Raw genomic sequence first — 26,213 nt, forward strand, 5'->3', positions numbered from 1 at the left:
GCCAGCCTACGACCAGAGCGGATGTGCCGTGACCGCGACGCGGTATTCGCCGCCGCGTGTCGGCGCCGGTGTGGGCGGGGGCACGGTGGACGGACATACTGCGCGGAACGTTGTACGCAGGCTCTACCCTTGAGGGCATGTCTGCGTCCAGCTCCACCGCGTTCGATACCACGCTTCTCGACACGCTCGCTCGCCGTGTCGTCATCGGCGACGGCGCGATGGGCACGATGTTGCAGGCCGCGGATCTGTCCCTGGACGATTTCCGTGGCCTCGAAGGGTGCAACGAGATCCTCAACGACACCCGCCCGGATGTGCTGCGCGGTATTCATCGCGCGTACTTCGAGGCCGGCGCCGATGCGGTGGAGACCAATACCTTCGGCTGCAACCTGCCGAACCTCGCCGATTACGACATCGCCGACCGGATCCGTGAGCTATCGGAGAAGGGCACCCGCCTCGCGCGCGAGGTGGCCGACGAGATGGGTCCGGGCGCGGATGGCTCGGCGCGGTTCGTGCTGGGGTCGATGGGCCCCGGCACCAAGCTGCCGACGCTGGGTCACGCGCCGTACGCGGCGTTGCGCGATGCCTATTCCGAGGCTGCCCTCGGCATGCTCGACGGCGGCGCCGACGCCATCCTGATCGAGACCTGCCAGGACTTGCTGCAGGTCAAGGCCGCGGTCACCGGCAGCAGGCGGGCGATGGAGCGCGCGGGCCGCCGGATTCCCATCATCACCCACGTCACCGTGGAGACCACCGGCACGATGCTGGTCGGCAGCGAGATCGGGGCCGCGTTGACGGCGCTCGAGCCGCTGGGCATCGACATGATCGGCTTGAACTGCGCGACCGGCCCGGACGAGATGAGCGAGCATCTGCGGCATCTGTCGCGCCATGCCCGCATCCCCGTGTCGGTGATGCCGAACGCCGGCCTGCCGGTGCTCGGCGCCAACGGTGCGGAGTACCCGTTGACCCCGGAAGAGCTGGCGGTGGCGCTGTCGGGCTTCGTCTCCGAGTTCGGCCTGGCACTGGTGGGTGGCTGTTGCGGCACGACGCCCGAGCACATCCGTCAGGTCACCGAGGCGGTGCGGGAGGTCGAGCCGACCCTGCCGCCGATCGAGCAGCGGCGCGATCCGGTGCACGAACCGGCTGTGTCGAGCATGTACACGGCGGTGCCGTTCGCGCAGGACGCCAGCGTCATGATGATCGGTGAGCGCACCAATGCCAACGGCTCCAAAGCATTCCGTGAGGCGATGCTGGCCGGCGACTGGCAGAAGTGCCTCGACATCGCCAAGGACCAGACCCGCGACGGCGCGCACATGCTCGATCTGTGCATCGACTACGTCGGCCGCGACGGCACCGCCGATATGAGTGAGCTGGCGAGCCGGCTGGCGACCTCGTCGACCCTGCCGATCATGCTCGACTCCACCGAGCCGCCGGTGCTGCAGGCCGGGCTCGAGCACCTGGGCGGGCGCTGCGCGGTGAACTCGGTCAACTACGAGGACGGCGACGGCCCGGATTCGCGGTATCAGCAGATCATGCGGCTGGTCGCCGAGCACGGCGCGGCGGTGGTTGCGCTGACCATCGATGAGGAGGGTCAGGCCCGTACGGCGGAGAAGAAGGTGGAGATCGCCGAACGCCTGATCGCCGATATCACCGGCACCTGGGGTTTGGACGAGTCCGACATCATCATCGACACCCTGACCTTCACCCTCGGCACCGGCCAGGAAGAGTCCCGGCGCGACGGCCTGGAGACCATCGAGGCGATCCGCGAGCTCAAGCGCCGTCATCCGCGGGTGCAGACCACCCTCGGCCTGTCCAATATCTCCTTCGGCCTCAACCCGGCCGCGCGGCAGGTGCTGAACTCGGTGTTCATGCACGAATGCGTGCAGGCCGGGCTCGACAGCGCGATCGTGCACGCCTCGAAGATCCTGCCGATCGCCCGCATCCCCGAAGAGCAGCGCGAGACGGCGCTGGATCTGGTTTACGACCGCCGCCGCGAGGACTATGACCCGCTGCAGAAGCTGATGCAGCTGTTCGAGGGTGTGTCGGCGTCGTCGTCGAAGGCCTCGCGCGCCGAAGAGCTGGCGGCGTTGCCGCTGTTCGAACGGCTGGAGCGGCGCATCGTCGACGGTGAGAAGGCCGGCATGGAAGCCGACCTGGACGAGGCGATGGCCCAGGTGCCACCGCTGCAGATCATCAACGAAACCCTGCTCGCGGGCATGAAGACCGTCGGCGAGCTGTTCGGTTCCGGGCAGATGCAGCTGCCGTTCGTGCTGCAATCGGCCGAGGTGATGAAGGCCGCGGTGGCCTACCTGGAACCGCATATGGAGGCCACCGACGATTCCGGCAAGGGCCGGATCGTGCTGGCCACCGTCAAGGGCGACGTGCACGACATCGGCAAGAACCTGGTGGACATCATCTTGTCCAACAACGGCTACGAAGTGGTCAATCTCGGTATCAAGCAACCGATTTCGACCATTCTCGACGCCGCCGTCGACAAGAAGGCCGACGTCATCGGCATGTCGGGACTGCTGGTGAAGTCCACCGTGGTGATGAAGGAAAACCTCGAGGAACTCAACGCCAAGGGCATGGCCGACCAGTTCCCGGTGCTGCTGGGCGGCGCCGCGCTGACCCGCTCGTATGTGGAGAACGACCTCACCGAGGTCTACGAAGGCGATGTGCACTACGCCCGCGACGCCTTCGAAGGGTTGCGGCTGATGGACGACATCATGTCCCGCAAGCGCGGCGGCGGCCCCGACCCCGACAGCCCCGAAGCGATCGCGGAACGGGAGAAGGCCGCCGAACGCAAGGCCCGCCACGAACGCTCCAAGCGCATCGCCGCCGAACGCAAGGCCGCCGAGGCGCCGGTCGTGGTCCCCGAACGTTCCGATGTGGCCGCCGACCTGCCGGTGCCGGTGCCGCCGTTCTGGGGCACCCGCGTGATCAAAGGCCTGGCCCTGCACGAGTATTCGGGGCTGCTCGACGAACGCGCGCTGTTCCTCGGCCAGTGGGGGTTGCGCGGGCAGCGCGGCGGCGAGGGCCCCAGCTACGAGGAGCTGGTCGAGTCCGAGGGCCGCCCCCGGCTGCGGGCCTGGCTGGACCGGCTGTCCACCGAGGGCGTGCTCCAGCACGCGGCGGTCGTCTACGGGTACTTCCCGGCGGTGTCCGAAGGCGATGACGTCATCGTGCTGACCGAACCCGATCCCGCCGCCCCGCAGCGGTATCGGTTCACCTTCCCGCGTCAGCAGCGCGACCGGTTCCTGTGCATCGCCGATTTCATCCGTTCCCGCGAACGCGCCGTCGAGACCGGCCAGGTGGACGTGCTGCCCTTCCAGCTGGTCACCATGGGCCAGCCCATCGCCGACTTCGCCAATGAACTGTTCGCCGCCGACAACTACCGCGATTACCTCGAGGTGCACGGTATCGGCGTCCAGCTCACCGAGGCGCTCGCCGAATACTGGCACCGTCGCGTCCGCGAAGAACTGGTGTTGGAAGGGCATTCGGTCGCCGAATCCGATCCCGACGACGTCCAGGAGTACTTCAAGCTCGGCTACCGCGGCGCCCGCTACTCCTTCGGCTACGGTGCCTGCCCCGATCTGGAAGACCGTGCCAAGCTCGTCGATCTGCTCGACGCCGAGCGCATCGGGGTCACGCTGTCGGAAGAACTGCAGCTGCACCCGGAACAATCCACCGACGCGTTCGTGCTGCTGCACCCGGAGGCGAAGTACTTCAACGCCTGAGTGCGGGCACCCGGGCCGGGCCCGGGTGCCCTCGGCGGCACGATTGCGACAGGCTGTGACGGTTCTCACGGATAATCGTCCGCCGGTGGGGTATTGGCGACCTCCGGGGCTGCTGCGCCCCGGTGACCTGGGTGTTTCCGGTGTAGCCCGGCCGGATTCCGGCTCACGCGGCGCCCGGTTCGGCGTGAGAACGCCACGACACCCCGCCACCGCACCATCCACGCGGGCGAAACCAGCAACGCTGCTGGAACCTGTCGGACGCTTATGCCATTGTCGGAGGGTGGCAACTGCATCCGGGGCAGTCGGCGGATGCGAGTTCATCCTGCAGCTCACCGGTGCAAACGACTTCGGCGCGTAGGGATTCCAGGCCGGTCCTGGCTCGGGCGCGAAGTGCTGGAGGACTCGGCGGGAAAGCAGGAGGGGCACAACCTCATGACGGCGGATCGGTTGATCGCTGGACGGTATCGGCTCACGGATCCGATCGGGACGGGCGCGATGGGCGTGGTGTGGCGCGCCACCGACGTCCGGTTGCGGCGCACCGTGGCCGTCAAGCAGGTGTTGCTCGGCCCCGGACTCACCCGCGAAGCCGCGCTGGAAGCGAAACTGCGCGCCAAGCGTGAGGGCCGGATCGCGGCACGCCTGCACCATCCCAACGCGATCACCGTCTTCGACGTCGTCGAGGAAGACGAACAGCCCTGGCTGGTCATGGAGTACATGGACGCGCCCAGCCTGGCGGCCAAACTCGCCGGTGGGCGCACCCTGCCCGCCATGCAGGTCGCCAGGATCGGCGCCCAGGCCGCTGCCGCCCTGGCCGCGGCGCACGATGCGGGCATCGTGCACCGCGACGTCAAGCCGGCCAACCTGCTGGTGGCCGACGACGGCACGGTCAAGATCACCGACTTCGGCATCTCCCGCGCGGTCGGCGACGTCACCGTGACCGCGACCGGTTTCCTGGCCGGCACCCCCGCCTACCTCGCGCCAGAGGTCGCGCGCGGCGAGAACCCCGAACCCGCCTCCGATGTCTTCGCACTCGGCTCCACTCTGTACGCGGCGGTCGAGGGCGCGCCACCCTTCGGTGAGGGCGACAACCCCCTCGCGGTACTGCACGCGGTGGCCCGCGCCGAGGTGCGCGCACCGGAGCAGGCCGGTGATCTCGGACCCGTGCTGATGCGGCTGCTCGCCGCCACCGTCGACGAACGCCCGACCATGAAGGAAGCCAGGCGCGCACTGGAAGATGTTGCGGCGGGGCGCAGTCCACGGGTGGGCGTCCTCGCGGCGACCAAGGTGCTGCCGCATCCGTCGCCGGCGCGGGACACCGACAACGCCGCCGCGGCCACCCAGGCGGTACCGCGTCCGTCTTCCGGCCCGGCCCCGAGCCCTGCGCCGAGCCGTCCGGTCCTGCCCGCCGCGCCGGGCACCGTCCCCGCCGCGCCCGGCACCGTCCCCGGCGGGCCGGTGCCGTCCCGGTCGGGTTCGGGTCGTGGCCGCGTGATCGCGCTGGTCGCGGCGGCCTCCGCGGGCGTACTCGTGCTCGTCGCGCTGATCGCCGCCGCGGTCAACGGCGGCGGCGAACCATCGGCGGGCGGATCCGGATCGCCCGCGGTGACGGCGACGCAGCCCTCGGTCGACGCCGTCGCCCCGGATGGTTCCGGCACCGGCGAATCCTCCTCCGACGACGCCACCACCACCGCACCGACGACCACCACGACCACGGCCACCCCCAGCACGACCACCTCGTCGGCCACGACGACCCCGTCCGGTCCACCGACCCCTGAACGGGTGGTGCAGTTCGTCAGCGGCTACTACGGCATGCTCCCCGGCAATGCCGCAGCCGCCTGGTCCCAGCTCGCACCCGCCTACCAGGCCCAGACCGGTTACAGCGACTACCTGAACTTCTGGTCCGGCATCAGCGCCGTCACCGTGCACAGCGTCACACCCAACGGGGACACCGGAGCGACGGTCTCGCTGACCTATACCCTGAAGGACGGCTCGACCTCCACCGAGAGCCGGTGGATCCAGGTCGCCTCGGACAACGGGCGGTTGCTGATCGCCAATTCGGGACTGTAGGGGGAACACGCAGAGGAGAGGATCAGGTGAACACGCGGCCGGCGGGTGTGCTGTGGGATATGGACGGCACACTGCTCGATTCGGAGAAACTGTGGGATATCGCGGTGCGCGACCTCGCCGTCGAGCTCGGCTCGCAGATGACCGATGAGCTGCGCCGGTCACTGATCGGCGCCTCCGGCCCCAACGCACTGCGCATCGTGTTCACCGGACTCGGCCTCGATCCACAGCCTGCGGCGATGCGCGCCGCGGGCGAGTTCCTGGAGCGTCGGGTCACCGAGCTGATGGCAGAACCCATCCCGTGGCGCCCCGGAGCGAAGGACGCGCTCGCGATGGTGCGCGCGGCCGGACTGCCGAGCGCGCTGGTGACCAACACCAAGCGTTCGCTTGCCGAATTCGGCCTGGACACCCTCGGCCGGGAGTACTTCGACGCGTCGGTCTGCGGCGACGAGGTGCCGCACGGCAAACCCGAGCCCGACGTCTACCTGCGGGCGGCCGAGCTCCTGGGGCTCGACCCGAAAACCTGTGTGGCGGTGGAGGACTCGCCCACCGGTGTGGCGGCCGCGGAGGCCGCGGGCTGCGCGGTGCTCGTGGTGCCGTGTGAGATCGCGGTGCCCGAGGCGCCGATTCGTACCCAGCGCGATTCGCTGGTCGCACTCACCATGGCCGACCTCGGTGCGGTGCTGGATACTCGGTATCCGGTGGGCCGGGGCTGAGGCCACGTCACCGGTTCCCGTGTCCGCGCAGGTCGAATGTGTTGCCGGACAACAAGACCGAACGGTCCGTGACGATTGTCACCGCCTATCTCAGGAAAACCCGGGCGTGTCGGGAATAGTCCGATAACAATGTCGCTATGGCAGCGACGGTAGCCCTGGACGAGATCGTCGACACCACTCGCTTTCCGATCACCGAACCCGACAGCGCCGGTTGGCGCGCGGCGGTGGCGGCGGCGCGAGCCGACCTGGCGCAGGACGGATGTACCGTGCTGCGCGAATTCATCCGGCCGGAGCTGCACGAGCGGCTGCGGGAGCAGGGTGAGCAGATGGCCCCGCACGCGCACTATCAGGTGGAGCGGGTCAACGCCTACAACATTCCGCTCGATACCGCACTGCCCGAGGATCATCCGGGGCGCATCGTGCTCGAACGCGGCAACGCCTTCGTCCCGCGCGACCGGATCGCCACCGACGCGCTGATCCACCAGCTCTACACCAGTCAGCTGTTCCAGCGATTCGTGGCCGATTGCTTCGGCTTGCCCGGTCTGCACGAATTCGCCGACCCGCTGGCCGGACTCGTGCTCAACGTCGTCGCGCCCGGCATGTCACACCCCTGGCATTTCGACACCAACGAATACACCGTCAGCATGCTCACCCTGGCGCCCGAAGCGGGCGGAGTCTTCGAATACTGCCCGGGCATCCGCTCGCCGCACGCGGAGAACCTCGACGATGTGCGCGCGGTGCTCACCGGCACCGGCCAGCACCTGATCCAGCGGCTCGAGCTGCGCCCGGGCGATCTGCAACTGTTCCAGGGCCGTTTCTCCCTGCACCGGGTCTCCCCGGTGAGCGGCCGCACCCAACGGCATACGGCGATCTTCGCCTACAGCGACCGACCAGGTGTCATCGGCACCGTGGAACGCACCCGTCAGCTCTTCGGACGGGTGCTGTCGGACCATCACGCCGCGGCCGACGCCGTCCGTGGCGACCGGCTACTCGACTGAGCAGCGCAGTTCGACCCGAGAGGAACCATCGTGTCCGTGCCTATGCACACCACCGGGAAAGCCTCCTTCGACGACATCTACGACCGCCCCGATCCGCGCGCCTACTACGCGCGCATGGCCGAATTGGATTACTGCATACCGCAGTTGGCGAAGCCGCATTTCGAGCAGCAGCTCGCCGAATACCGCGACGCCACCGGGGTGAGCGCACCGACCGTGCTCGATATCGGCTGCTCCTACGGCGTCAACGCGGCCCTGCTGCGGCTGGACACGACCATCGACGAACTGGGGGAGTACTACGGCGCGGCCGCCGCCGACGATCCGGCCGCGCTGATCGCCCTCGACCGGGCCCGCCTCGCCGCCGACGACACGCGGCCGGAGGTCCGCTTCGTCGGCATGGACGCCTCGCGTCCGGCTCTGGACTACGCGCACGCCGCCGGCCTGCTGCACGACATCGTGCACGCCGATCTCGAGGCCACCGACCCCACCGACGAGCAGCGCCGGATCCTGGCCGCCGCCGACCTGGTGATCTCCACCGGCTGTATCGGCTATGTCACCGAGAAGACCCTGCTCCGGGTGGCCACCGCCGACCCGGAACACAGGCCCTGGATGGCACACTTCGTCTTGCGCATGTACGGCTTCGACGCGATCGAGGGCGAGCTTGCGGCCCTCGGCTACCGCACCGAACGGATGCCGGGCGATTTCGCGCAGCGCCGCTTCGCCTCCGATGCCGAACAGGCGCAGGTGTTGAATACTCTGTCCGCCAACGGAATCGATCCGACCGACCGGGAAGACAGCGGTTGGCTCTACGCCAATCTCTACATTTCCCGCCCCGCCGCCTGACATCGACTCACACCGAGGAATCAGACTTGACCGAACGCACGTTTGCCGCCGAGGACCAGCTGCCCCGGGTACCGCTACCGACGCTGGACGACAGCTGTACCCGGTTCATCGAGTGGTGCACTCCGCTGCTGACCGCCGACGAACTCGCCGCCACCGAGGCCGCCGTCGCCGATCTGCTGCGCCCCGGCGGCCCGGGCCGGACCCTGGATGCCGCGCTGCGCGACTACGACGCCACCCCCGGCGTCGGCAGCTGGCTCGACGAGTTCTGGCCGTCGCGGTATCTGGGCCGGCGCGACCGGATCGCGCTCAACGCCAACTTCTTCTTCCTGTTCCGCGACGACACCACCCTGGCGACATCCACCGGGCCCGGGCAGGTGGAGCGAGCCGCGGGCATCGTCAGCGCTGCCGTCGACTACAAGCTGGCGCTGGATCGGGAGGAGATCCCGCCGGTCACCCAGCGCGGGCAGCGGCTGTCGATGTGGCAGAACAAGTACCTGTTCTCCGAGACTCGCATTCCGGGCGAAGAACAGGACACCGTGCGTGTGCCCTACAGCCCCGAATGGCCGGGGCCCTCGGACGCGCGCCACATCCTGGTCTTCCACCGCGGCAGCATGTTCCGGATGGAGGTGATCGGAGCCGACGGCGCACCGCACAGCTTCGAGGATCTGACCGACGGGCTGCGCGCGGTGCTCAAGGCCGGAGCGAAGTACGCCGCCACCGACACCGCGGTCGGGCATCTGACCACGCTGCCCCGCGCGGACTGGGCCCGCAGCCGCGCGGGTCTGCTGGCCGAACCGGTCAACGCCGCGGCACTCGACACCATCGAGACGGCACTGTTCTGCGTCTGCCTGGAGGATTTCGCTCCGCGCGACGAAACCCACGCCTGCGACATCCTGCTGCACGGCGACAGCGCCAACCGCTGGTTCGACAAGTCGGTGTCGTTCATCGTCTTCGCCGACGGGCAGGCGGGCATCAACGTCGAGCATTGCGGTCTCGACGGCACCACGATCCTGTCGTTCGTGGACACCCTGCTGGAATCGACGGTCGCCGAACACGCCGAGCGCTCCGGTGCCAGGCCGCAGGGGCTGCCGGTGGTAGAGCCGATCGAGTTCCGGCTCAGCGCCGCCCAGCGCGCCGAGATAGCCGCGGCGGGGGCGGCGTTCGCCCGCTATGCGGCCGAGAACGCCACGACCACGGTGTCGTTCGACGATTTCGGCACCGCCAAGGCCAAGCAGCTCGGCATCTCCCCGGATGCCTTCGCGCAGCTGAGCTATCAGCTGGCCCACCGCCGCAGCAAGGGCCTCACCGGCGCCACCTACGAATCCATCGCCACCCGCCAGTACCGCAACGGCCGCACCGAGGCCATGCGGGTGATCACCCCGGAGATGGTGGCGTTCGTCGACGCGATGGAAGACGCCTCCGCCGACACCGCCGCCACACTGGCCGCCGCCGAGGCCGCCGCGGCCGCGCACGTGGCCCGGGCCAAACAGTGCCAGTCCGGGCAGGCGCCGGAGCAGCACCTGTGGGAGCTGGAATGGATCCAGCGTCGTCGCGGCACCGAGCTGGGCGTCACCGAGCCCATCCCGCTCTACAGCAGCCCCGGCTGGACGATCATGCGCGACGACTACCTGAGCACCAGCTCCGCGCCGTCGGTCAATATCCGGTACTTCGGGTTCGGTTCCACCAGTTCCCGCTGCATCGGCGTGGCCTACGTGCTGCTGCCCGATCGCTGGAACCTCTACCTGGCCACCCCCGCGCCGGTCGCCGACCAGATGCACGCCTTCGCCGACCACCTGCGCACGGCGGTCGCCGATCTGGAAGCCCTGCTCGCCGCCCGGTGACGTTCGGGTCGGGTGGCGTCCGGCGGCTGCGGCCGGGCGGACGCCACTCGACCGGAAACGGTTTGCGGGGGTCTGAAACAATGACAACCCGTGAAGACTTTCGAGGCCCTGTTCGCCGAGCTCCAGGATCGTGCCGTCACCCGACCCGAGGGGTCGGGGACGGTGGCCGCGCTGGACGCGGGCGTGCATACCCAGGGCAAGAAGGTGCTCGAAGAGGCCGGTGAGGTGTGGCTGGCCGCCGAACACGAGAGCGACGAATCGCTCGCCGAGGAGATCTCGCAGCTGCTGTACTGGGTGCAGGTGCTGATGGTGGGTCGCGGACTGCGGCTAGAGGACGTCTACCGACATCTGTGACGTCCGCCGCGAATCCGCCGTCATCCCTCCCGAAAGGACCCTCTCATGCTGCGCGTCGCAGTCCCCAACAAAGGCGCACTCTCCGAATCGGCCGTGTCGATCCTGTCCGAGGCCGGCTACCGCAAACGCACCGATTCCCGCGACCTGACCGTCCTGGACCTGGCCAATCAGGTGGAGTTCTTCTTCCTGCGGCCCAAAGACATCGCCATCTACGTCGGTTCCGGTGAACTCGATCTGGGCATCACCGGCCGCGACCTCGCCCTCGACTCGGCGGCACCGGTGACCGAGCGGCTCGCTCTCGGTTTCGGCGGTTCCACCTTCCGCTACGCCGCCCCGGCCGGCCGCGACTGGACCGTCGAGGACCTCGCGGGCAAGCGCATCGCCACCTCCTACCCGAACCTGGTGCTGTCGGATCTGGCCGGGCGCGGCATCGAGGCCGAGGTCATCCGGCTCGACGGCGCGGTGGAGATCTCCATCCAGCTCGGCGTCGCCGACGCCATCGCCGACGTGGTCGGCTCCGGGCGCACCCTGCGCCAGCACAATCTGGTCGCCTTCGGCGCCTCGCTGTGCGATTCGGAGGGCGTGCTGATCGAGCGCGAGGGCTCCGACCGCGACGACAAGGCCCGCAACCAGCTCATCGACCGGGTCAAGGGTGTCGTGTTCGCCCAGCAGTACCTCATGCTGGACTACGACTGCCCCAAGAGCCTGCTCGACCAGGCCGCCCAGATCACCCCCGGCCTGGAATCGCCGACCGTGTCGCCGCTCACCGATCCCGACTGGGTCGCCGTGCGCGCGCTGGTACCGCGCAAACTGGGCAACTCGGTGATGGATCAGCTCGCCGACCTGGGCGCCAAGGCGATCCTGGCCACCGACATCCGGTCCTGCCGGGCCTTCTGAGGACTCGGGCAACCCCCGGCGTTCGCGCCGGGGTTGGCCTCGCCCTGAATTCAACCCGTGTGCCGGGCATCCCGGCGTTGCTACCGTGCGGCCCTCGATGAGGAACGCAAGGAGTGACGACCGTGTCGCACACACCCCCCGACAGCGGCCCGAGCCGCCGTATCCACTGGAATGAGGACTGGTCGGCCACCGTGGTCGGGCTGGCATTGCTCGCCCTGGTCCTGAGTGGGCTGATCCCGGATTGGCTGGTGCCGTGATGCCGGGGCCGGAGCACACCGAGAACCTCACCACCGCCGACACCGGGACAACCGCGCAGCCGGTGCGGTCGGAGACCGAGGCGCTGCGCCCGGCCGCGGTCGCCGCACCCGCCGCCGTGGTGGGCGGTGTGCTCGTCGTACTGCTGCTCGGGGCGTTGACGCGGTACGTCGAGACGCAGGTGCCGAACTGGACCGCCGACACCCCGCTGCGTCGTGTCGCGAAGACGGTCGAATACCCCGTGTACGCGATCGCCTTCGGTCTCATCGGCAACGTGGTGCTGGCGAAACTGGGCCTGCGCGAGCGCCTTTCGGCCGGGTTCCGCACCGAATTCTTCATCAAGACCGGTGTTGTGCTGCTCGGCGCCTCGATCAATCTGAAGGTGCTCATGACAGCGGCCGGACCAGCGATTCTGCAGGCGTTGCTGCTGATCACCGCGGTCTTCGGGTTCGCCTGGTGGCTACGGTCAGCGCCGCCATCGCGGCAGCCGGAGCAGTGCAGGCCAAGCGGGAGCAGATCGCCTACGCGGCCTCGCTGGTGATCATCTTCGCGCTTCCGTCGATCTTCGTGCTGCCCTGGCTGGCCGGACTGTTCGGGCTGTCGGACGCGGTGGCCGGCGCGTGGATCGGCGGCAATATCGACACCACCGCGGCGGTGGCCGCTTCGGGCGCGATCGCCGGTGAACAGGCCCTGCAGATCGCCGCGATCGTGAAGACGACCCAGAACGCGCTCATCGGAATCGTCGCCATCGCCTTGACCGCCTACTTCACCCTGCGGGTGGAGCGTGCGGCCGGAGCGGCACGGCCGTCGGCACGCGAATTCTGGGACCGCTTCCCGAAATTCGTGCTCGGCTTCCTCGCGGCGTCGATCATCGGGACGCTCTACCTGCAAGCGGTGGACTCCGGCACCGGTGCCGACCACATCGCGATCGTCAACGATCTGCGGACCTGGTTTCTGATCCTGGCCTTCGTCTCGATCGGGCTGGAGTTCTCCCTGCGCGGTCTGCGCGCGGCGGGCGCGCGTCCGGTGCTCGTCTTCGGTGCGGCGGCCGCGGTGAACATGGTCGTCGGACTGGGGCTGTCGGTGCTGCTGTTTCGCACCTTCACGCCGTAGGTATCCACCCGCCCGGGCGTGTTCCGGAGCAGATCTAATCAGCGACCGACTCGGCGAAGATCTGCTCCGGAGACTCGGGTTCGTCCGGCCACCCCGGATACTGCGGGGGAGTGCCGCCGTACTCCGGGCACAGGTGCTTGTAGTCGCAGAATCCGCACAGCCAGCTCTTGCTCGGCGGAAAGTCGCCGGTGCGGCCGGCGTCGCGGATGGCCTGCCACAGTGCGGCAAGGGTGCGCTCGAAGCGGTTGAGCTCTTCCTCGTCCGGGGTGTAGGTGAGGATCTGCTCGTCGGCCAGATAGATCAGCCGCAGCTGGGCCGGGACGACGCCGCGGGTACGCAGCATGACCAGGGCGTAGAACTTCAGCTGGAACAGCGCCTTGGTCTCCTGGGTGACTCCGGGAGCGCGGCCGGTCTTGTAATCCACCACCCGCAGCTCACCGGTGGGCGCCACGTCGATCCGGTCGACGAAACCGCGCAGCAGCACGCCGTCGGCCAGTTCGACCTCGACCCGGGACTCACACGATTCCGGATCGAACCCGGTCGGATCCTCCAGCCGGTAATAGGCCCGTACGAGCGCACGGACCTCGTCGAGGAACACCTCGAGCTCGGCCTCGGCGATCAGCTCGGCCACCTCCGGCCGCTCGGCCAGCACCCTGGCCCACGCACCGGCCGCGAGCGCTTCGGCCCGGTCCGGCCTCCGCTCGGCCGCGGGCAACCCGTAGAGATCTTCCAGCACCGCGTGCACCACCGTGCCGCGCACCGCGTGCCGAGCCGGCGGTTCCGGAATCCGGTCGATCGCGCGTAACCGATACTTGAGCGGGCACTGCTTGAAATCCATTGCCCGGGAAGGCGACAGCGCCGGACGAGAACGAACCGGCGCCGCTTCGGGGCGGGGCGCCGGTTCGGCGTCGGCAGGGGGCGTGGTCGCTGGTGCTGGCATACCTGGCAGGCTATCCGGCGGCACCGACACGGTGCCGTGAGACGGCAGCGACGAACAGATTTTCGCGGAACGGAGATACATGACGGCCAGACGGACCGGGCCATTCACCATCGGTGACCGGGTGCAGCTGACCGATGCCAAGGGCAGGTTGTACACCGTGCTCCTGGAGCCGGGCAAGGAGTTCCACACCCATCGCGGCGGGATCAAGCACGACGATCTGATCGGCGCCGACGAGGGCAGCGTGGTGAACTCCACCAACGGCACCCCCTACCTCGCGCTGCGGCCGCTGCTGATCGACTACGTGCTCTCCATGCCGCGCGGGGCCGCGGTGATCTACCCGAAGGATGCCGCCCAGATCGTGCACGAGGGCGATATGTTCCCCGGCGCGCGCGTGCTCGAGGCCGGCGCGGGCTCCGGCGCGCTCACCTGTTCGCTGCTGCGTGCCGTCGGCCCCGAGGGCGAGGTGGTGTCCTACGAGATCCGCGACGACCACGCCGAGCACGCCGTGCGCAACGTGGAGACCTTCTTCGGCGAACGTCCGGCGAACTGGTCGCTGACCGTCGGTGACGTCGCGAACTACGACGGCCCGCAGGTCGATCGGGTGGTGCTCGACATGCTCGCACCCTGGGACGCGCTGCCCGCGGTGTCCAAAGCCCTGGTCCCCGGTGGCGTGCTCATCGTCTACGTGGCGACGGTGACGCAGCTGTCGAAGATCGTGGAGACGCTGCGCGAGCAACAATGCTGGACCGAGCCGCGCTCCTGGGAGTCGATGGTGCGCGGCTGGCATGTGGTGGGTCTGGCGGTGCGCCCCGAGCACCGGATGCAGGGCCACACCGCGTTCCTGGTGAGCGCCCGCAGGCTGGCCGAGGGAACCGTGACGCCGAAGCCCCAGCGCCGGCCCTCGAAGGGCTGACACCGGGGCTTCGGTGGTGTGACGACGATCAGACGATCACGCGGGGACGCAGGGCGCCTGGGCGAAGCCGAGCAGCAGGCAGCCGCTGGCATCCGAGAGCTTCCAGGTGCCGTCGACGTTCTCCCAGGTCAGCGGCATCGCCGGGGCGGCGCCGTGCGGGGAGGTGATGACGACCTGCGCGGTGGCGGTGTTGCCCTCGGTGGTGACGTCGGTGACGCCGAAGGTGAGGGTGCCGTAGCCGGCCAGCGCGGCGTTCATCTGGTCGATGTTGGCGGTGCGCTGTTCGCCGTTGACGATCAGCTTCGTCTTCTCCGCCGTCGGCACATCGGGGCTGGCCAGCTTGTCGAGCACACCCTGGAGGGTTTCCGGGGTCGGAGCCTCGCCGGTGCCGTGGTCTCCGTGCTCGGCGCCGGTGGTGGTGGCGGCAGCGGCGCTGGTGGTAGCGCTGGTGCTGGTGGCGGCGCTGTCGCTGCTGTCGTCGTCGGAACCGCAGGCGGCGATGCCGAGCGACAGGGCGACGGTGGCGGCGGCAGCGACAGACAAGCGCAGTGCCCTCACGGGAAGGAGCATGACTGGCAACCTTTCGGCTAGTCGGTGAGCAGCCTCACCGGTAATGTGTTAGGGCAGGCTAACATGGTCGTTCCGGTCGACGGGCGCTGCCTAGATGTGATCACGACGAAACCATGTCGGACAGCGAGAACGGTTCGCGCCCGGTAGCGTTGATAGACCGGGACTGGGAGGAGCAGCACATGAGCCCCATCGAGAATTCGGATTCGGCGGCCTGGAGAGAGCTCGAGGCGGTGCGCGCCGAAGCGGCTGCACTCCGGAGGCAACTCGCGGATTCACCGGATCGTGCGCGGGAATTGGAAGCCCGCATCGATTCGCTGACTATTCGCAACACGAAGCTGATGGACACTCTGAAAGAGGCGCGCCAGCAACTGGTCGCGTTGCGTGAAGAGGTCGATCGGCTCGGTCAGCCGCCGAGTGGTTACGGCGTCCTGATCGGCGCCTACGACGATCAGACCGTCGACGTGTTCACCTCCGGCCGCAAGATGCGGTTGACGTGTTCGCCGAACATCGACACCAGCACCCTCGAGTACGGCCAGACCGTGCGATTGAACGAGGCGCTGACGGTGGTCGAGGCCGGGCACTTCGACGCGGTCGGTGAAATCGGCACGTTGCGCGAGGTCCTCGACGACGGCCGTCGCGCACTCGTGGTCGGGCACGCCGACGAGGAGCGCGTGGTCTGGCTGTCCGGCCCGCTGTCCAAGGTCGCCGAGATCGACGACCTCGACGATCCCGACGCCCCGGTGCGCCGGCTGCGCCCCGGTGATTCGCTACTGGTGGACACCAAGGCCGGTTTCGCGTTCGAGCGCATCCCCAAGGCCGAGGTCGAAGACCTGGTGCTGGAGGAAGTGCCCGATGTCGACTACAACGACATCGGTGGTCTCGGCCGCCAGATCGAGCAGATCCGCGACGCGGTGGAGCTGCCGTTCCTGCACAAGGACCTGTTCCGCGAGTACGCGCTGCGCCCGCCCAAGGGTGTGCTGCTCTACGGTCCGCCGGGCTGCGGTAAGACGCTCATCGCCAAGGCGGTGGCCAATTCGCTGGCCAAGAAGATCGCCGAGGCCCGCGGTGAGGATGCCAAGGAAGCCAAGTCCTACTTCCTCAACATCAAGGGCCCGGAGCTGCTGAACAAGTTCGTCGGCGAGACCGAGCGCCACATCCGGATCATCTTCCAGCGGGCCCGTGAGAAGGCCTCGGAAGGCACCCCGGTGATCGTGTTCTTCGACGAGATGGACTCGATCTTCCGCACCCGCGGTTCGGGCGTGTCCTCGGACGTGGAGACCACGGTCGTTCCGCAGCTGCTGAGCGAGATCGACGGCGTCGAGGGCTTGGAGAACGTCATCGTCATCGGCGCCTCCAACCGCGAGGACATGATCGACCCCGCGATCCTGCGTCCGGGCCGCCTGGACGTCAAGATCAAGATCGAGCGGCCGGATGCGGAATCGGCGCAGGACATCTTCTCCAAGTACCTCACCGAGGAACTGCCGCTGCACGCCGATGATCTGGCCGAGTTCCACGGCGACAAGGGAGCCTGCATCCGCGCGATGATCGAGCGGGTGGTGGAGCGGATGTACGCCGAGAGCGAGGACAACCGCTTCCTGGAGGTCACCTACGCCAACGGTGACAAGGAGGTCCTGTACTTCAAGGACTTCAACTCCGGCGCCATGATCCAGAACATCGTGGACCGGGCCAAGAAGTACGCCATCAAGGCGGTGCTCGACACCGGCAACCCGGGCCTGCGCATCCAGCATCTCTACGATTCGATCGTGGACGAGTTCTCCGAGAACGAGGACCTGCCCAACACCACGAATCCCGATGACTGGGCACGCATCTCGGGCAAGAAGGGCGAGCGCATCGTCTACATCCGGACCTTGGTCACCGGCAAGAACGCCAGTGCCAGCCGGGCGATCGACACCGAGTCGAATACGGGTCAGTACCTGTAATCGCGTCGTGCCGAGGGCCGCGTTTCCGTGCGAAGCGCGGCCCTTTGTCGTGGCGGGCCCGTCGTCGCCGTGGCTCGCTAGGGCAGCGCCAACGGTGTGGTGATGCAAGTCACTGATCATGCGTTCGGCTATAACAGCTGAACGGCGCCACAATTGCGCTGATCAGCCTGTCGTATGCCGAGCCCTGATCGACGAAACGGCCGCGGCGATTATCTGAATCATCCATGCTTCAGATGGCTGGCGCAGCGGGGTTGCGCCGGATTCGAGATGGAGGAGTCACCATGTCCGGTTCCGCATCGGATTTCCTGGCCGAAGTGCTGTTCAAGACGATTCTGGAACTGCTGAGCAGCGGCAGCGCGGGATAGGCCGCGTCGAAGGACGAGCCGGCAGGGTCGCGCCCCAAGGGGTGCGACCCTGTTGTCGTCTGCGCGGTCATTCCGTCGGTGCCGCGGATTAGTCTGACGGCATGACTTCTGAGCCGACCGAGATCTGGCACAACCCGCGGTGCACCAAGAGTCGCGCCGCGCTCGCGCACCTGGACGAGACCGGTGCCGAGTACACCGTGCGCCGGTATCTGGACGATCCGCCGACCGCCGACGAACTGCGTGCGGCGCTGGCCAAGCTCGGCGCCGAGCCCTGGGACATCACCCGTACCGGCGAACCGGAAGCCAAGGAGCTCGGCATGGCGAGCTGGGGTCGCACCGAAGCCGATCGCGACCGCTGGATCGAGGCGTTGGCGACCCATCCGAAGCTGATCCAGCGGCCGATCGTGTTCATCGGAAACGGCTCGGCGGTGGTGGCCCGCGATGACGAAACGTTGCGATCGCTGGACTGATGCCGACCGGGGGTGAGCCCACGCCATGGCGCGTCGGCCACCTCCATATATGCAGCGTGTGCCATGTTCGGCGCCCGGATGGACGTGGTAGCCGAGTGATGTCCGAGGGAGTGGGTGCTGTAACGACCGCGCGGCGCGGTGTGATGTAGATCATGTCATCGCGGCTCGGGAAGGTCCTGATCCGCAGTTGGATCGAGCGTGGGTCAGCAACGGGTCGGGGCGTCGAGCTCCACGCCGGTTGGAGGTTGTCATGAACTCGATCGTCAAGAAATTCGCCGTCGGCGCATCCGCCGCGACACTCATCGGCGCGGCCGGAATCCTCGGCGCGGCACCCGCACAGGCGCAGCCGCCCGGGTTCTGTTCGGTCAATCCGGTAGCGGCGACCGCCGCCTACTCCCAATGCGGCGGACCGGTCTGGCATCAGGTGCGCGTCACCTGCTGGGCCTGGTGGTCCTGGTTCAGCAGCTACGAACGCTGGGGTAACCCGGCATGGGACGGGCAGCAGTCCTGGACCAGCTGCGATCTGCCGTTCTCCATGCAGACCTGGCAGGTGGTAGTGCGCTGACGGCAACGTCGCCAGGTGCCTGTGTCGACGGGATGCGGCACCTGGCGCGAAAACTATTCTTACGGACTCGGGTACGCCGCAATGAGGATGGCGAATCGGCCTGCGGACTGACGCCCGGCGCCGGCCCGCGCCGGTAGTGTCGGCAGCCATGAAGGTACAGCTGCGCCACAGTCCCGCCTCCGCCGTCGCCAGGTGCTTCCTCGCGGGCGGCGAGCCCATGCGCGTCGAAAGCGGTGCCATGGTGGCGCATTCGGCGGGCGTCACGCTGCAGGCCAAGGCCGAAGGCGGCATCTTCGCCGGGCTCAAGCGGTCGATGCTGGCCGGTGAATCGTTCTTCGTGTCCACGTTCACCGCGCCACCGGAGGGCGGCTGGGTCGACGTCGCCCCTTCGCTGCCCGGTGACATGCTGCCGTTGACCATCCAGCCCGACCGGCCCTTCTTCATCAGCCGTGGCGGCTGGATCGCCAATTCGCATGGCGTGCAGGTGGAAAGCAAATGGGGTGGGTTCGCGAACCTGTTCGGCGGTGAGGGCGGTTTCGGTCTGCGGGCGACCGGTGAGGGTGAGGTCGTCGTCGGTGTGTTCGGCGCGATCGACGTCATCGACCTGCAACCGGGCGAACCGATCACCATCGACACCGGCCATGTCGTCGCCTACGACCTGGCCATGAACTTCACCATCCGCCGCGCGGTCTCCGGACGGTCGATCCAGTCGCTGAAATCCGGTGAGGGATTGGTCTTCGACTTCACCGGCCCCGGACGAGTGCTGCTCCAGACGCGCAACCCGAGCGCGTTCGCCTCGTGGACGGCGTCGACGTCATCGGGGTAGCCCTGCCCGTCGCGGGGGTCCGAGCTCGGCGGCGGCATGGCGACTGCCACGGTGACGCGCACGCTCGGGCCGGTGCTCACTGATCCGCAGGGCGGCCGTTCAGGTGAGGATTTCGCGCAGTAGATAGCGGGTGTCGGGGACGAACGGCCAGGCCGGATCGGTGAGGTGGTCGCGGAGGGTCTGCTCCGTCCACCACCAGCCGTCGGCGATTTCCTCCGGCTGGTGCCGGATCGGGCCGTCGTAGCGCAGTTCGTAGGCGAACAGGTGGCAGCGCATCGGGCTGCCCGCCCATTCGCCGTCCCAGCGGGCGCGGGCCAGGGGAGTGGGTTCGGTGTCGGCCGTGACGCCGAGTTCTTCGGCCAGCTCGCGGATCGCGGTCTGCCGCGGGGATTCGCCCGGGTTCACCACTCCGCCGGCCAGGCAGTCGTGCATCCCCGCGAAGACTTTTTTCGTCTCGGTGCGGCGATGGACGTAGATCGCGCGGCCGTCGCCGGAGCGGAGCAGCACTCCGGCGCTGGCATGCCAGAGTCCGTCACGGTAGACGACGGCGCGGTCCTCGGCACCGATTTCTCGCCCGGTGCTGTCGTAGACGGCGATCATCTCCGAACCCACCGGGCGAGAGTAACGTGTGCCGCGTAGATCGCTCGACGAAGGGATCGGCTCGATGGCGCTGCCACGCGCGCTGGGGAAATTCAATCGGCAGGTCACCAATCCGGTGACATCGGTCATCGCCGGGCGCGCCCCCGGCATGGGCATCGTCGTGCACAAAGGCCGCAAATCCGGCCGCACGTACCGGACCCCGGTCCTGCTCTTCGCCGACGGCCACGAATACCGCATCGCCCTCACCTACGGTCGTGACGTCGACTGGGTGAAGAATGTCGTCGCCGCAGGTGATTTCGCGGTGGAAACGCACGGGCAGACGGTGTCCCTGACCGATCCGCTGATCCGCCACGATGCCGCCGCGAGCTGGGCGCCGCCCGTCATCCGGCAGGCGCTGGTCGCGATGTCGGTGCCCTACTTTCTCGAGGCCAGGACCGTCGACTGATCTGGCCGCGGTCGCCGGTACACCGATGACTTCCGGGTGAATCGGTCGTCGATATCTCTGGGTACACCGACAGATAGGAGCCCAGGTATGACGAGACCGTTTCGAGTGGGTACGACCTCGGTGCGGGCGAACGGGGTGGATCTCGGCATCGAGAGCTTCGGCCGCGAGAACGATCCGCTGATCCTGCTGGCCGGCGGCACGACGATGCTGTCCTGGCCCGACGCGCTGTGTGAGCGCCTCGCCTCGGGCGGGCGGCGAGTGATCCGATACGACCTGCGCGACTCCGGCACGTCGACGACCCTCGACCCGGAGAATCCGGCCTACAACCTGCGAGATCTCGCCGCAGACGCGGCCGCGCTGGTCGGGGCGCTCGGCGCCGGGACCGCCCATCTCGGTGGGGTCGGCGTCGGCGGGATGGTCGCCCAGGTCGCCGCGCTGGACCACCCGGACGTGTTCACCGCACTGACCCTCGTCGGTACGCGGCCGGTGGCGCCGGGCCCGGTCGACGAGGACCTGCCGGACCACGACCACGCGGTCATGGGCGCACTGTTCTCCCATCCGTGGCCGGACTGGACCGACCGGGACGCTGTCGCGGCCTTCGCCGCCGCGGGAGCCGAGTCGCTGGGCGACGATCCGGAACAGGCACGGGCGACGGCGGCCCGAATCTGGGACAGGACGCCGTCGAGCGATCCCGCGGTGCACCAGGCGAACCAGCTCGGGATGGTGTTCTCCCGGATCGACTGCACGCCGCGCTGGCGGGAACGGCTCGGTGAGCTCGACGTACCGGCCCTCGTCGTGCACGGCCGCGCCGACCCGTTCTTCCCGGTCGGCAACGGTGAGGCCCTCGCCGCCGAAATTCCCGGCGCGCGACTGCTCGTCCTCGACGACATGGGCACTGCTCTGCGCCAGGCCGCGGCCGACACGGTCGCTGCGGCGATGCTCGCCCTGTGACGTGCTGACCGGCGGCCTCCCCACCCGGTCCGTCAGTGCCGGCCTCGCGATATCGGCGTGGTTCTCGAATTCGACCCGAGCTGTCGGCCACCGGCGTGCACGCAACGCGTGGTGAACTGACCACATCGCCGGCTGCCGGCGGTTCTCCGGCCGCGATGGACCAGGAGAACCGCCGGAACCGTCAACGGTTGTCGCGCGGGTCGAGCACGACCTGGGTGCCCGGCCCTGTCGCGACCTGGAGGGTGCGCAGCCGCAGCAGTGCCGGGTGCTCCTCCAGCAGGCGTGCGGTGTTGGCCAGCGACCGCAGGGCGGCCGCTTCGGCGCGGGCCCGCTCGAGCTCGGCGCGTCCGCGTTCCTTGGCCAGCACGGTTTCCAGTGCCGCCTTGCGCAGTTCACCGGGCAGCATCAGATCGCGTGCGCGCAGGCTCTTGACCTCGATGCCGAGTTCGGCGACCGCATCGGCCACCCGGCTGTAGTCGGCGGTGAGCAGGCTGCGATCGGCGATCACTTCGTCGAGGGTGTGCGCGGCGACGGCGTCGCGCACAGTGTCCTGCACCGCCGCGTACAGCACGGTGTCGGAGTTCTGCGCACCGGTGGTGAACGCGACCGGGTCGAGGACCTGCCAGGTCAGCGCGAAACTCGCCCGCAACGAAAGTCCGTCGGAAGTGAGCAGTTCCTGACCGGTGACGTGCATCAGCCGCGGCCGCACATCGACCTCGACCAGCGTGCAGCGCTTGGCGTCGTACCGGTGGCGGCCGGGTTCGAGCACCCGCTCCAGGGTGCCGTCGCGATAGAGCAGCGTGCGCTGCCATGCCATGACCGTCGTATACATCTCTCACTCCCTCCCGGAGTCTGTGCCGCGAAGCCCCCGGGCAGGCGGATGCCACCCCATCCGGCCCCGACGACGCGGTGGGGGCGTCCCCCGGCGGTAGCCGGAGAGCCCGCAGAACCACGCCACCGCAGCGGACCGGATGGGGGACACCGTAGGAGGGAATCGAACCCATCAGACTTAAGAGGTCTGTGCCACCGGAGGCACGACAGAGCCGACACGGGGAACGCGATCCGGAGATTCCGGGGCGCCCCTTGCTCTCTCGTAGGTGAGACGGTACGGAAATCGCGCGGTAGGTGCGAACGATTTTTCGCGGAGTGCGGGCTGTGCTGATGCGGCCGAGCGCTGGGTAGTGCGCCGCTTGTGACGCTCCAGCTCGGCGATCAGCGCCACACTCGCCAGGCCGATCAGCAGCACAGCCACAGCAGGGCGCCGGACGAGTGGTCGAGAAGCGCCCCCCAGAGCGGTCGCCCCGGCAAGTCAACGGTTGTCGGCGAGTTCGGCGAGTTCTGCTGCCGTGCTGCGGATCTGGTGAGCTGGCGGGCTGCCCGGTCCGAGTTCATCGGCGCCAGCACCGGGACCGCCGGGCGGAGGATCGATGCGGCGTCCTCATGCTTGCCGAGGCGCCATCGGATGAGGCCGGTCTCCGTCGCCGCGAGCGGGTGCACGTCGCGGCGGGCATTCACCGCGGCGATGTCCCGGAAACGTGTTCACCGTTGCGCTGCACGCCGGGACGCGCGCAGCGAATCAGTCTTTGGCGCAACACATTACCGAGCGCGACGCCGCAGCGGTGGTAGTTCCGTCTTTCGGGCCCGCAGACGCTGGGCGGCACATGATCACCGGTGTCGCGGCGTTGATCACGCCGGTGCGGTTTATCCGCAGAGGTATCGCTGGCCGATAGCCGATGCGGGGGAGGGTCTGTGACGGTATGGGATGTCGTGTTGATCGTGCTCGTCGCCGTGCTGCTGGCGGTGACCGCAGCTCGGCGCGGCGGCTCGGCTACGAGTTGATCTGGCCGGACGCCGCCGCCTTCCTGCCACTGACCGAGCAGGTGCGCGCTGTGAAGCCCTGGCGCGCCGCGAGCCCGTTGATGAGCGGCATACGCGACCGTTCAACCGAAGTTCGCCGCGACGAGCCGGTAGCCCGTCGAGTTCAGCCCATCCTCCCACCCTTTCCTGCATCGCCGGCCGTCGCTGCGAGCCGGCCGTTCACCGTTTGCGGCGTTCCGGGCGAGCGCCGGGCTTCGGTGCGGTCGCGCTCCGCACGATGTCGGCGCCCGCTGGAGGCGCCGAATCATGCTGCGCCGCTTCGCGGTCGATCCGGCGGTAGACGATGCGCTGCTGAGTAAAGGTCCACGCGTTGTTGGTGACGAAATACAGCAGCACGGCGGTCGGCAGCAGCGCACCACCGATGAGTGCTCCGGCAGGGAACCCCCACAGCGAGAGAGTGCGCATGAAGGGCAGGCCCGCGGATTCCTGACGGGCCAGAGCGGTGCGTGCGGTGAAATGGGTGACGGCGGCCGCGATCACCATGAGGGTGATCGTGACGACCGCGGTCGCGAGGGTCGGGTGGCCGATCAGCGTGGACGACAAGGGGGCGCCGAAGAGATCGGCATTCAGGAACGAGCGCACCTCGGCCGCGTCGAAGACGTAGTTGGCGGTGGCGGCGTTCTGTTCGGCGGTCATCGGTGTGGGCGTCGCGGTGAACGGCAGATGCGTGGCGGCGGTGGTGCGGTCGAAGGACCGCAGCACATGGAACAGGCCGAGGAAGACGAACGCCTGGCCGAGCAGCGGCAGACAGCCGGCGAACGGGCTCACACCGTGCTCGCGGTAGAGCCGCTGGGTTTCGGTGGCCTGCCGCTGCCGGTCATCCGGGTATTTCTTCCGGATCGCCTCGAGTTGAGGTTGCAGGCGGCGGATGGCGGCCTGGCTGCGCGCCTGTTTGAGGGACACCGGAAACAACGCCGCGCGCAGCGTCATCACGAGCAGGATGACGGCCGCTATCCAGGCGAGTGAACCGGAACCGGCGACGGCGGCGGCCGCGCTGTGCCACAGCGACAGTGCTGCGGACACGGGATAGTAGATGAAATCGAGCATGCCGGAGGCACCCCTGACTAAGTGGTGCGCGCACGAGGCGCGCGGACGGATCGGGTCAGCGTGAAAAGCCGACGTCGGTCCGCACGCGAAGCGACGTCAGGCCTGCCCGAATCCGGGAGCTCGGGGCCGCGGACGCCCGGCGGCATCCGGATTGCTCTGGCGCAGATAGGAACCACGCCGCCGCCGTTGCGCCGCCTGCGGCGGACCCGACGAACCGGCATGCACCGGAACCAGACGCATCGCCGGCGCCGACACCAACGCGACCGCCAGCACAACGGCCACCGCGCCGAAAAGCACAGCCGCTTCGCCCGCAGGAGCGGTGAGCAGCACGAGCGCAGGCAGCAGGGCGGTCAGCACCGCGCCCACCGTCAGCTGCGCCCTCGTGAACATGCCTCGACGATACCGGAGCTGTGAATCACACGAATCAGTCCAAGTCGGCATCGAGCGCGTCCCAGGTGATACTCGCGTCGAGTGGGTCGGTGATAGCGACGGCGACAGGGCTGTGTGCGCGGAAGCGGGTGTCGGTGACCACGTATTCGCCCGCGCTGTTGAGACGGAGAATCTCGATGGATTTGACTCGCCCGTCATTGTTTTCCATGCGGACGATCCAGTATTGCTCGATACCGAGGCGGGCATACTCGGCGCGTTTGTCCACGCAGTCCATGGTCACCGTCGCCGGTGAGACCACCTCGACGACCAGAAGCGTGTCCGCTGCCGTCGGTTTCGTCTTCCACTTGTCTCGCGGGTCGTCGATACACCGGTAGACGATCGCATCCGGGCGACGGAAGTTGAAGGGCACTTCAGAGACCAGCATGTCCAGCTCGCCACTGGCTTTGATGCAGGGCATACCTGGCCCGCGTTTGCGAACGGATTCGCGCAGCGCCTGCTTGATGGTGTCGGTCACCGCGATGTGGTTCGGCGAGGGCGATTCGCAGTGCACGGGCATGCCGTCCTTGACCTCGATCGCCTGCGCAAGGTCCTCCGGCATAGCGAGGTAGGTGTCCAGATCGATCTGGGGGATACCGGCGCGCAGCCACGACCAGTCGTACGCCTCAGTCACCGCACCAACAATAGCCGGGTTCGGTCGAACTCGGACCGAGCGCCGAGACGGGCCATCGGTGGCGATAAATCACTGGCTCGGCTGCATGATCGCGCCGACGGGCCGGTTCAGGGTTCGGCGCGGACAGGTGGCTCGGCGGACGCAACCGGGCTGCCCGCGAATCCTCCGCCACCGGGTGCCGCGACGATCGCGCCGTCGACGCAGACGAGCCACTGACCGCACACACATCGCAGATAGCGAACCGCGCCGTGGGTGGAGACGGAATCGGGCGCGGGCCAGGAGCAAGAAGGGCAGGTAGCGAGCATGTGCCAAGCCTGATGTAATGGTCTAGTGCATTTCAACCCTTACGGCGGTGCGGCCGCGCAGCTCGCCGTCCGGCTGGTCAACGCGACACCGGACGAGGATCTGGTCGGTCTGCTGGCCGCGGCCGACTACAAACCGCTGACGCCGCTCGACCCCCGGCAGACCGCCGAACTGCGCCGCTGGATCGCCCGGCTCGACGAGGTCTTCACCGCGCCCTCGGTGGACCTGCTCAACGATCTGCTCGCCGAGACCACCAGCCAGCCCTACATCTCCACCCACGACGGCCGCGCCCCGCACCTGCACTACTCGCGCATCGACGCCCCCGTGCACGAGCGGGTCAAGGCCTATACGGCGGCGGGGCTGGCGGAACTGTTCTGCGAAGACCCCGGCCGGATCGGCCGCTGCGCCCGCCCCGGCTGCGGCACTGTCTACGTCGACACCTCGCGCAACGGCCGGCGCCGGTTCTGCTCGACGCGATGCTCGAACCGCGTCCACGTCGCCGACCATCGCAATCGCCGCTCGGCCTGA

At 68.4% G+C, this 26,213-nt stretch carries 25 protein-coding genes and 1 pseudogene; 19 read left to right on the forward strand and 7 right to left on the reverse strand.

What is annotated here, in order from left to right:
• The first annotated feature begins 137 nt into the window (after window positions 1-137).
• The 10 genes and pseudogenes from metH (at window position 138) to AC5W7N_RS12305 (ending at window position 12,812) form a co-directional block, all read left to right on the forward strand.
• On the forward strand, window positions 138-3,734 hold the full coding sequence (gene metH, locus AC5W7N_RS12260) for a methionine synthase (RefSeq protein ID WP_194990522.1): 3,597 nt from the start codon (window positions 138-140) through the stop codon (window positions 3,732-3,734).
• Window positions 3,735-4,166: 432 nt separating this feature from the next.
• Window positions 4,167-5,801, forward strand: a complete 1,635-nt coding sequence (locus AC5W7N_RS12265; RefSeq protein WP_163817043.1) for a serine/threonine-protein kinase — start codon at window positions 4,167-4,169, stop codon at window positions 5,799-5,801.
• A 59-nt stretch (window positions 5,802-5,860) separates the two neighbouring features.
• Window positions 5,861-6,514 (forward strand): HAD family hydrolase, encoded by a 654-nt coding sequence (locus AC5W7N_RS12270; RefSeq protein ID WP_163817060.1) that lies wholly within the window; start codon window positions 5,861-5,863, stop codon window positions 6,512-6,514.
• 137 nt (window positions 6,515-6,651) lie between these two features.
• The gene (locus tag AC5W7N_RS12275) at window positions 6,652-7,512 is read left to right on the forward strand and encodes a HalD/BesD family halogenase (protein WP_195019575.1); all 861 of its coding nucleotides are present in this window, start codon (window positions 6,652-6,654) and stop codon (window positions 7,510-7,512) included.
• A gap of 30 nt (window positions 7,513-7,542) precedes the next feature.
• The gene (locus tag AC5W7N_RS12280) at window positions 7,543-8,352 is read left to right on the forward strand and encodes a class I SAM-dependent methyltransferase (RefSeq protein ID WP_280213257.1); all 810 of its coding nucleotides are present in this window, start codon (window positions 7,543-7,545) and stop codon (window positions 8,350-8,352) included.
• 26 nt (window positions 8,353-8,378) lie between these two features.
• The gene (locus tag AC5W7N_RS12285; protein ID WP_194990524.1) at window positions 8,379-10,193 is read left to right on the forward strand and encodes a choline/carnitine O-acyltransferase; all 1,815 of its coding nucleotides are present in this window, start codon (window positions 8,379-8,381) and stop codon (window positions 10,191-10,193) included.
• 90 nt (window positions 10,194-10,283) lie between these two features.
• Window positions 10,284-10,547, forward strand: coding sequence for a phosphoribosyl-ATP diphosphatase (locus AC5W7N_RS12290; protein WP_014351583.1), 264 nt, complete (start codon window positions 10,284-10,286; stop codon window positions 10,545-10,547).
• Window positions 10,548-10,592: 45 nt separating this feature from the next.
• A complete protein-coding gene (hisG, locus tag AC5W7N_RS12295; protein WP_163817038.1) occupies window positions 10,593-11,444 on the forward strand; it encodes an ATP phosphoribosyltransferase in 852 nt (283 codons plus the stop codon).
• 122 nt (window positions 11,445-11,566) lie between these two features.
• Entirely contained in the window at window positions 11,567-11,701 is a 135-nt protein-coding gene (locus tag AC5W7N_RS12300) for a hypothetical protein (protein ID WP_256673535.1), read from the forward strand.
• Window positions 11,701-12,812 (forward strand): annotated as a pseudogene (locus AC5W7N_RS12305) (YeiH family protein). The gene AC5W7N_RS12300 and the pseudogene AC5W7N_RS12305 overlap by 1 nt, the downstream one beginning before the upstream one ends.
• A gap of 34 nt (window positions 12,813-12,846) precedes the next feature.
• Here AC5W7N_RS12305 and AC5W7N_RS12310 read toward each other — a convergent pair.
• Window positions 12,847-13,752, reverse strand: a complete 906-nt coding sequence (locus tag AC5W7N_RS12310; RefSeq protein WP_195007066.1) for a RecB family exonuclease — start codon at window positions 13,750-13,752, stop codon at window positions 12,847-12,849.
• A 79-nt stretch (window positions 13,753-13,831) separates the two neighbouring features.
• Between AC5W7N_RS12310 and AC5W7N_RS12315 the strand changes: the two genes are divergently transcribed.
• Entirely contained in the window at window positions 13,832-14,665 is an 834-nt protein-coding gene (locus tag AC5W7N_RS12315) for a tRNA (adenine-N1)-methyltransferase (protein ID WP_163817032.1), read from the forward strand.
• A gap of 36 nt (window positions 14,666-14,701) precedes the next feature.
• Here AC5W7N_RS12315 and AC5W7N_RS12320 read toward each other — a convergent pair whose 3' ends face one another.
• Window positions 14,702-15,235 (reverse strand): WKL family lipoprotein, encoded by a 534-nt coding sequence (locus AC5W7N_RS12320; RefSeq protein ID WP_163817030.1) that lies wholly within the window; start codon window positions 15,233-15,235, stop codon window positions 14,702-14,704.
• Between the two features lie 179 nt (window positions 15,236-15,414).
• Here AC5W7N_RS12320 and arc point away from each other — a divergent pair, with 179 nt between their 5' ends.
• The 5 genes from arc (at window position 15,415) to AC5W7N_RS12345 (ending at window position 19,401) form a co-directional block, all read left to right on the forward strand.
• On the forward strand, window positions 15,415-17,175 hold the full coding sequence (gene arc / locus AC5W7N_RS12325; protein WP_036537583.1) for a proteasome ATPase: 1,761 nt from the start codon (window positions 15,415-15,417) through the stop codon (window positions 17,173-17,175).
• 233 nt (window positions 17,176-17,408) lie between these two features.
• The gene (locus tag AC5W7N_RS12330; RefSeq protein WP_256673534.1) at window positions 17,409-17,540 is read left to right on the forward strand and encodes a hypothetical protein; all 132 of its coding nucleotides are present in this window, start codon (window positions 17,409-17,411) and stop codon (window positions 17,538-17,540) included.
• 101 nt (window positions 17,541-17,641) lie between these two features.
• Window positions 17,642-18,010, forward strand: coding sequence for an arsenate reductase family protein (locus AC5W7N_RS12335; protein WP_495923743.1), 369 nt, complete (start codon window positions 17,642-17,644; stop codon window positions 18,008-18,010).
• 250 nt (window positions 18,011-18,260) lie between these two features.
• The gene (locus tag AC5W7N_RS12340) at window positions 18,261-18,575 is read left to right on the forward strand and encodes a hypothetical protein (RefSeq protein ID WP_163817026.1); all 315 of its coding nucleotides are present in this window, start codon (window positions 18,261-18,263) and stop codon (window positions 18,573-18,575) included.
• Between the two features lie 148 nt (window positions 18,576-18,723).
• Window positions 18,724-19,401 (forward strand): TIGR00266 family protein, encoded by a 678-nt coding sequence (locus AC5W7N_RS12345; protein WP_195019572.1) that lies wholly within the window; start codon window positions 18,724-18,726, stop codon window positions 19,399-19,401.
• 99 nt (window positions 19,402-19,500) lie between these two features.
• On the opposite strand, the gene AC5W7N_RS12350 is transcribed toward AC5W7N_RS12345, so the two are convergent.
• Window positions 19,501-20,001 (reverse strand): NUDIX hydrolase, encoded by a 501-nt coding sequence (locus AC5W7N_RS12350; protein ID WP_195020784.1) that lies wholly within the window; start codon window positions 19,999-20,001, stop codon window positions 19,501-19,503.
• A gap of 64 nt (window positions 20,002-20,065) precedes the next feature.
• Between AC5W7N_RS12350 and AC5W7N_RS12355 the strand changes: the two genes are divergently transcribed.
• The gene (locus tag AC5W7N_RS12355; RefSeq protein ID WP_163817022.1) at window positions 20,066-20,446 is read left to right on the forward strand and encodes a nitroreductase family deazaflavin-dependent oxidoreductase; all 381 of its coding nucleotides are present in this window, start codon (window positions 20,066-20,068) and stop codon (window positions 20,444-20,446) included.
• An 87-nt stretch (window positions 20,447-20,533) separates the two neighbouring features.
• Window positions 20,534-21,397, forward strand: coding sequence for an alpha/beta fold hydrolase (locus tag AC5W7N_RS12360; protein ID WP_495923744.1), 864 nt, complete (start codon window positions 20,534-20,536; stop codon window positions 21,395-21,397).
• Window positions 21,398-21,578: 181 nt separating this feature from the next.
• Here AC5W7N_RS12360 and AC5W7N_RS12365 read toward each other — a convergent pair whose 3' ends face one another.
• The 4 genes from AC5W7N_RS12365 to AC5W7N_RS12380 all read right to left on the reverse strand — a co-directional run bounded on the left by AC5W7N_RS12365 (window position 21,579) and on the right by AC5W7N_RS12380 (window position 25,382).
• Complete coding sequence (locus tag AC5W7N_RS12365) at window positions 21,579-22,229, reverse strand: slipin family protein (protein WP_195019570.1); 651 nt, start codon at window positions 22,227-22,229, stop codon at window positions 21,579-21,581.
• A 1,205-nt stretch (window positions 22,230-23,434) separates the two neighbouring features.
• On the reverse strand, window positions 23,435-24,298 hold the full coding sequence (yidC, locus tag AC5W7N_RS12370) for a membrane protein insertase YidC (RefSeq protein ID WP_495923746.1): 864 nt from the start codon (window positions 24,296-24,298) through the stop codon (window positions 23,435-23,437).
• 120 nt (window positions 24,299-24,418) lie between these two features.
• Window positions 24,419-24,712: a DUF6412 domain-containing protein gene (locus AC5W7N_RS12375; protein ID WP_194991090.1), complete on the reverse strand. Its 294-nt coding sequence runs from the start codon at window positions 24,710-24,712 to the stop codon at window positions 24,419-24,421.
• 34 nt (window positions 24,713-24,746) lie between these two features.
• Window positions 24,747-25,382 carry a Uma2 family endonuclease gene (locus tag AC5W7N_RS12380; RefSeq protein WP_495923748.1) on the reverse strand — a complete coding sequence of 212 codons (636 nt, stop codon included), beginning with the start codon at window positions 25,380-25,382 and terminating at the stop codon, window positions 24,747-24,749.
• 330 nt (window positions 25,383-25,712) lie between these two features.
• Here AC5W7N_RS12380 and AC5W7N_RS12385 point away from each other — a divergent pair, with 330 nt between their 5' ends.
• Window positions 25,713-26,213: a CGNR zinc finger domain-containing protein gene (locus tag AC5W7N_RS12385; protein WP_495923750.1), complete on the forward strand. Its 501-nt coding sequence runs from the start codon at window positions 25,713-25,715 to the stop codon at window positions 26,211-26,213.

Source organism: Nocardia sp. CDC519 (assembly GCF_059509835.1).

Bases quoted from the DNA above. Each gene is read 5' to 3' on its own strand.
- metH (WP_194990522.1), top strand. From the start codon at position 138: ATGTCTGCGTCCAGCTCCACCGCGTTCGATACCACGCTTCTCGACACG.
- AC5W7N_RS12265 (WP_163817043.1), top strand. From the start codon at position 4,167: ATGACGGCGGATCGGTTGATCGCTGGACGGTATCGGCTCACGGATCCG.
- AC5W7N_RS12270 (WP_163817060.1), top strand. From the start codon at position 5,861: ATGGACGGCACACTGCTCGATTCGGAGAAACTGTGGGATATCGCGGTG.
- AC5W7N_RS12275 (WP_195019575.1), top strand. From the start codon at position 6,652: ATGGCAGCGACGGTAGCCCTGGACGAGATCGTCGACACCACTCGCTTT.
- hisG (WP_163817038.1), top strand. From the start codon at position 10,593: ATGCTGCGCGTCGCAGTCCCCAACAAAGGCGCACTCTCCGAATCGGCC.
- AC5W7N_RS12310 (WP_195007066.1), bottom strand. From the start codon at position 13,752: ATGCCAGCACCAGCGACCACGCCCCCTGCCGACGCCGAACCGGCGCCC.
- AC5W7N_RS12315 (WP_163817032.1), top strand. From the start codon at position 13,832: ATGACGGCCAGACGGACCGGGCCATTCACCATCGGTGACCGGGTGCAG.
- AC5W7N_RS12320 (WP_163817030.1), bottom strand. From the start codon at position 15,235: ATGCTCCTTCCCGTGAGGGCACTGCGCTTGTCTGTCGCTGCCGCCGCC.
- arc (WP_036537583.1), top strand. From the start codon at position 15,415: ATGAGCCCCATCGAGAATTCGGATTCGGCGGCCTGGAGAGAGCTCGAG.
- AC5W7N_RS12330 (WP_256673534.1), top strand. From the start codon at position 17,409: ATGGCTGGCGCAGCGGGGTTGCGCCGGATTCGAGATGGAGGAGTCACC.
- AC5W7N_RS12335 (WP_495923743.1), top strand. From the start codon at position 17,642: ATGACTTCTGAGCCGACCGAGATCTGGCACAACCCGCGGTGCACCAAG.
- AC5W7N_RS12340 (WP_163817026.1), top strand. From the start codon at position 18,261: ATGAACTCGATCGTCAAGAAATTCGCCGTCGGCGCATCCGCCGCGACA.
- AC5W7N_RS12345 (WP_195019572.1), top strand. From the start codon at position 18,724: ATGAAGGTACAGCTGCGCCACAGTCCCGCCTCCGCCGTCGCCAGGTGC.
- AC5W7N_RS12350 (WP_195020784.1), bottom strand. From the start codon at position 20,001: ATGATCGCCGTCTACGACAGCACCGGGCGAGAAATCGGTGCCGAGGAC.
- AC5W7N_RS12355 (WP_163817022.1), top strand. From the start codon at position 20,066: ATGGCGCTGCCACGCGCGCTGGGGAAATTCAATCGGCAGGTCACCAAT.
- AC5W7N_RS12360 (WP_495923744.1), top strand. From the start codon at position 20,534: ATGACGAGACCGTTTCGAGTGGGTACGACCTCGGTGCGGGCGAACGGG.
- AC5W7N_RS12365 (WP_195019570.1), bottom strand. From the start codon at position 22,229: ATGTATACGACGGTCATGGCATGGCAGCGCACGCTGCTCTATCGCGAC.
- AC5W7N_RS12375 (WP_194991090.1), bottom strand. From the start codon at position 24,712: ATGTTCACGAGGGCGCAGCTGACGGTGGGCGCGGTGCTGACCGCCCTG.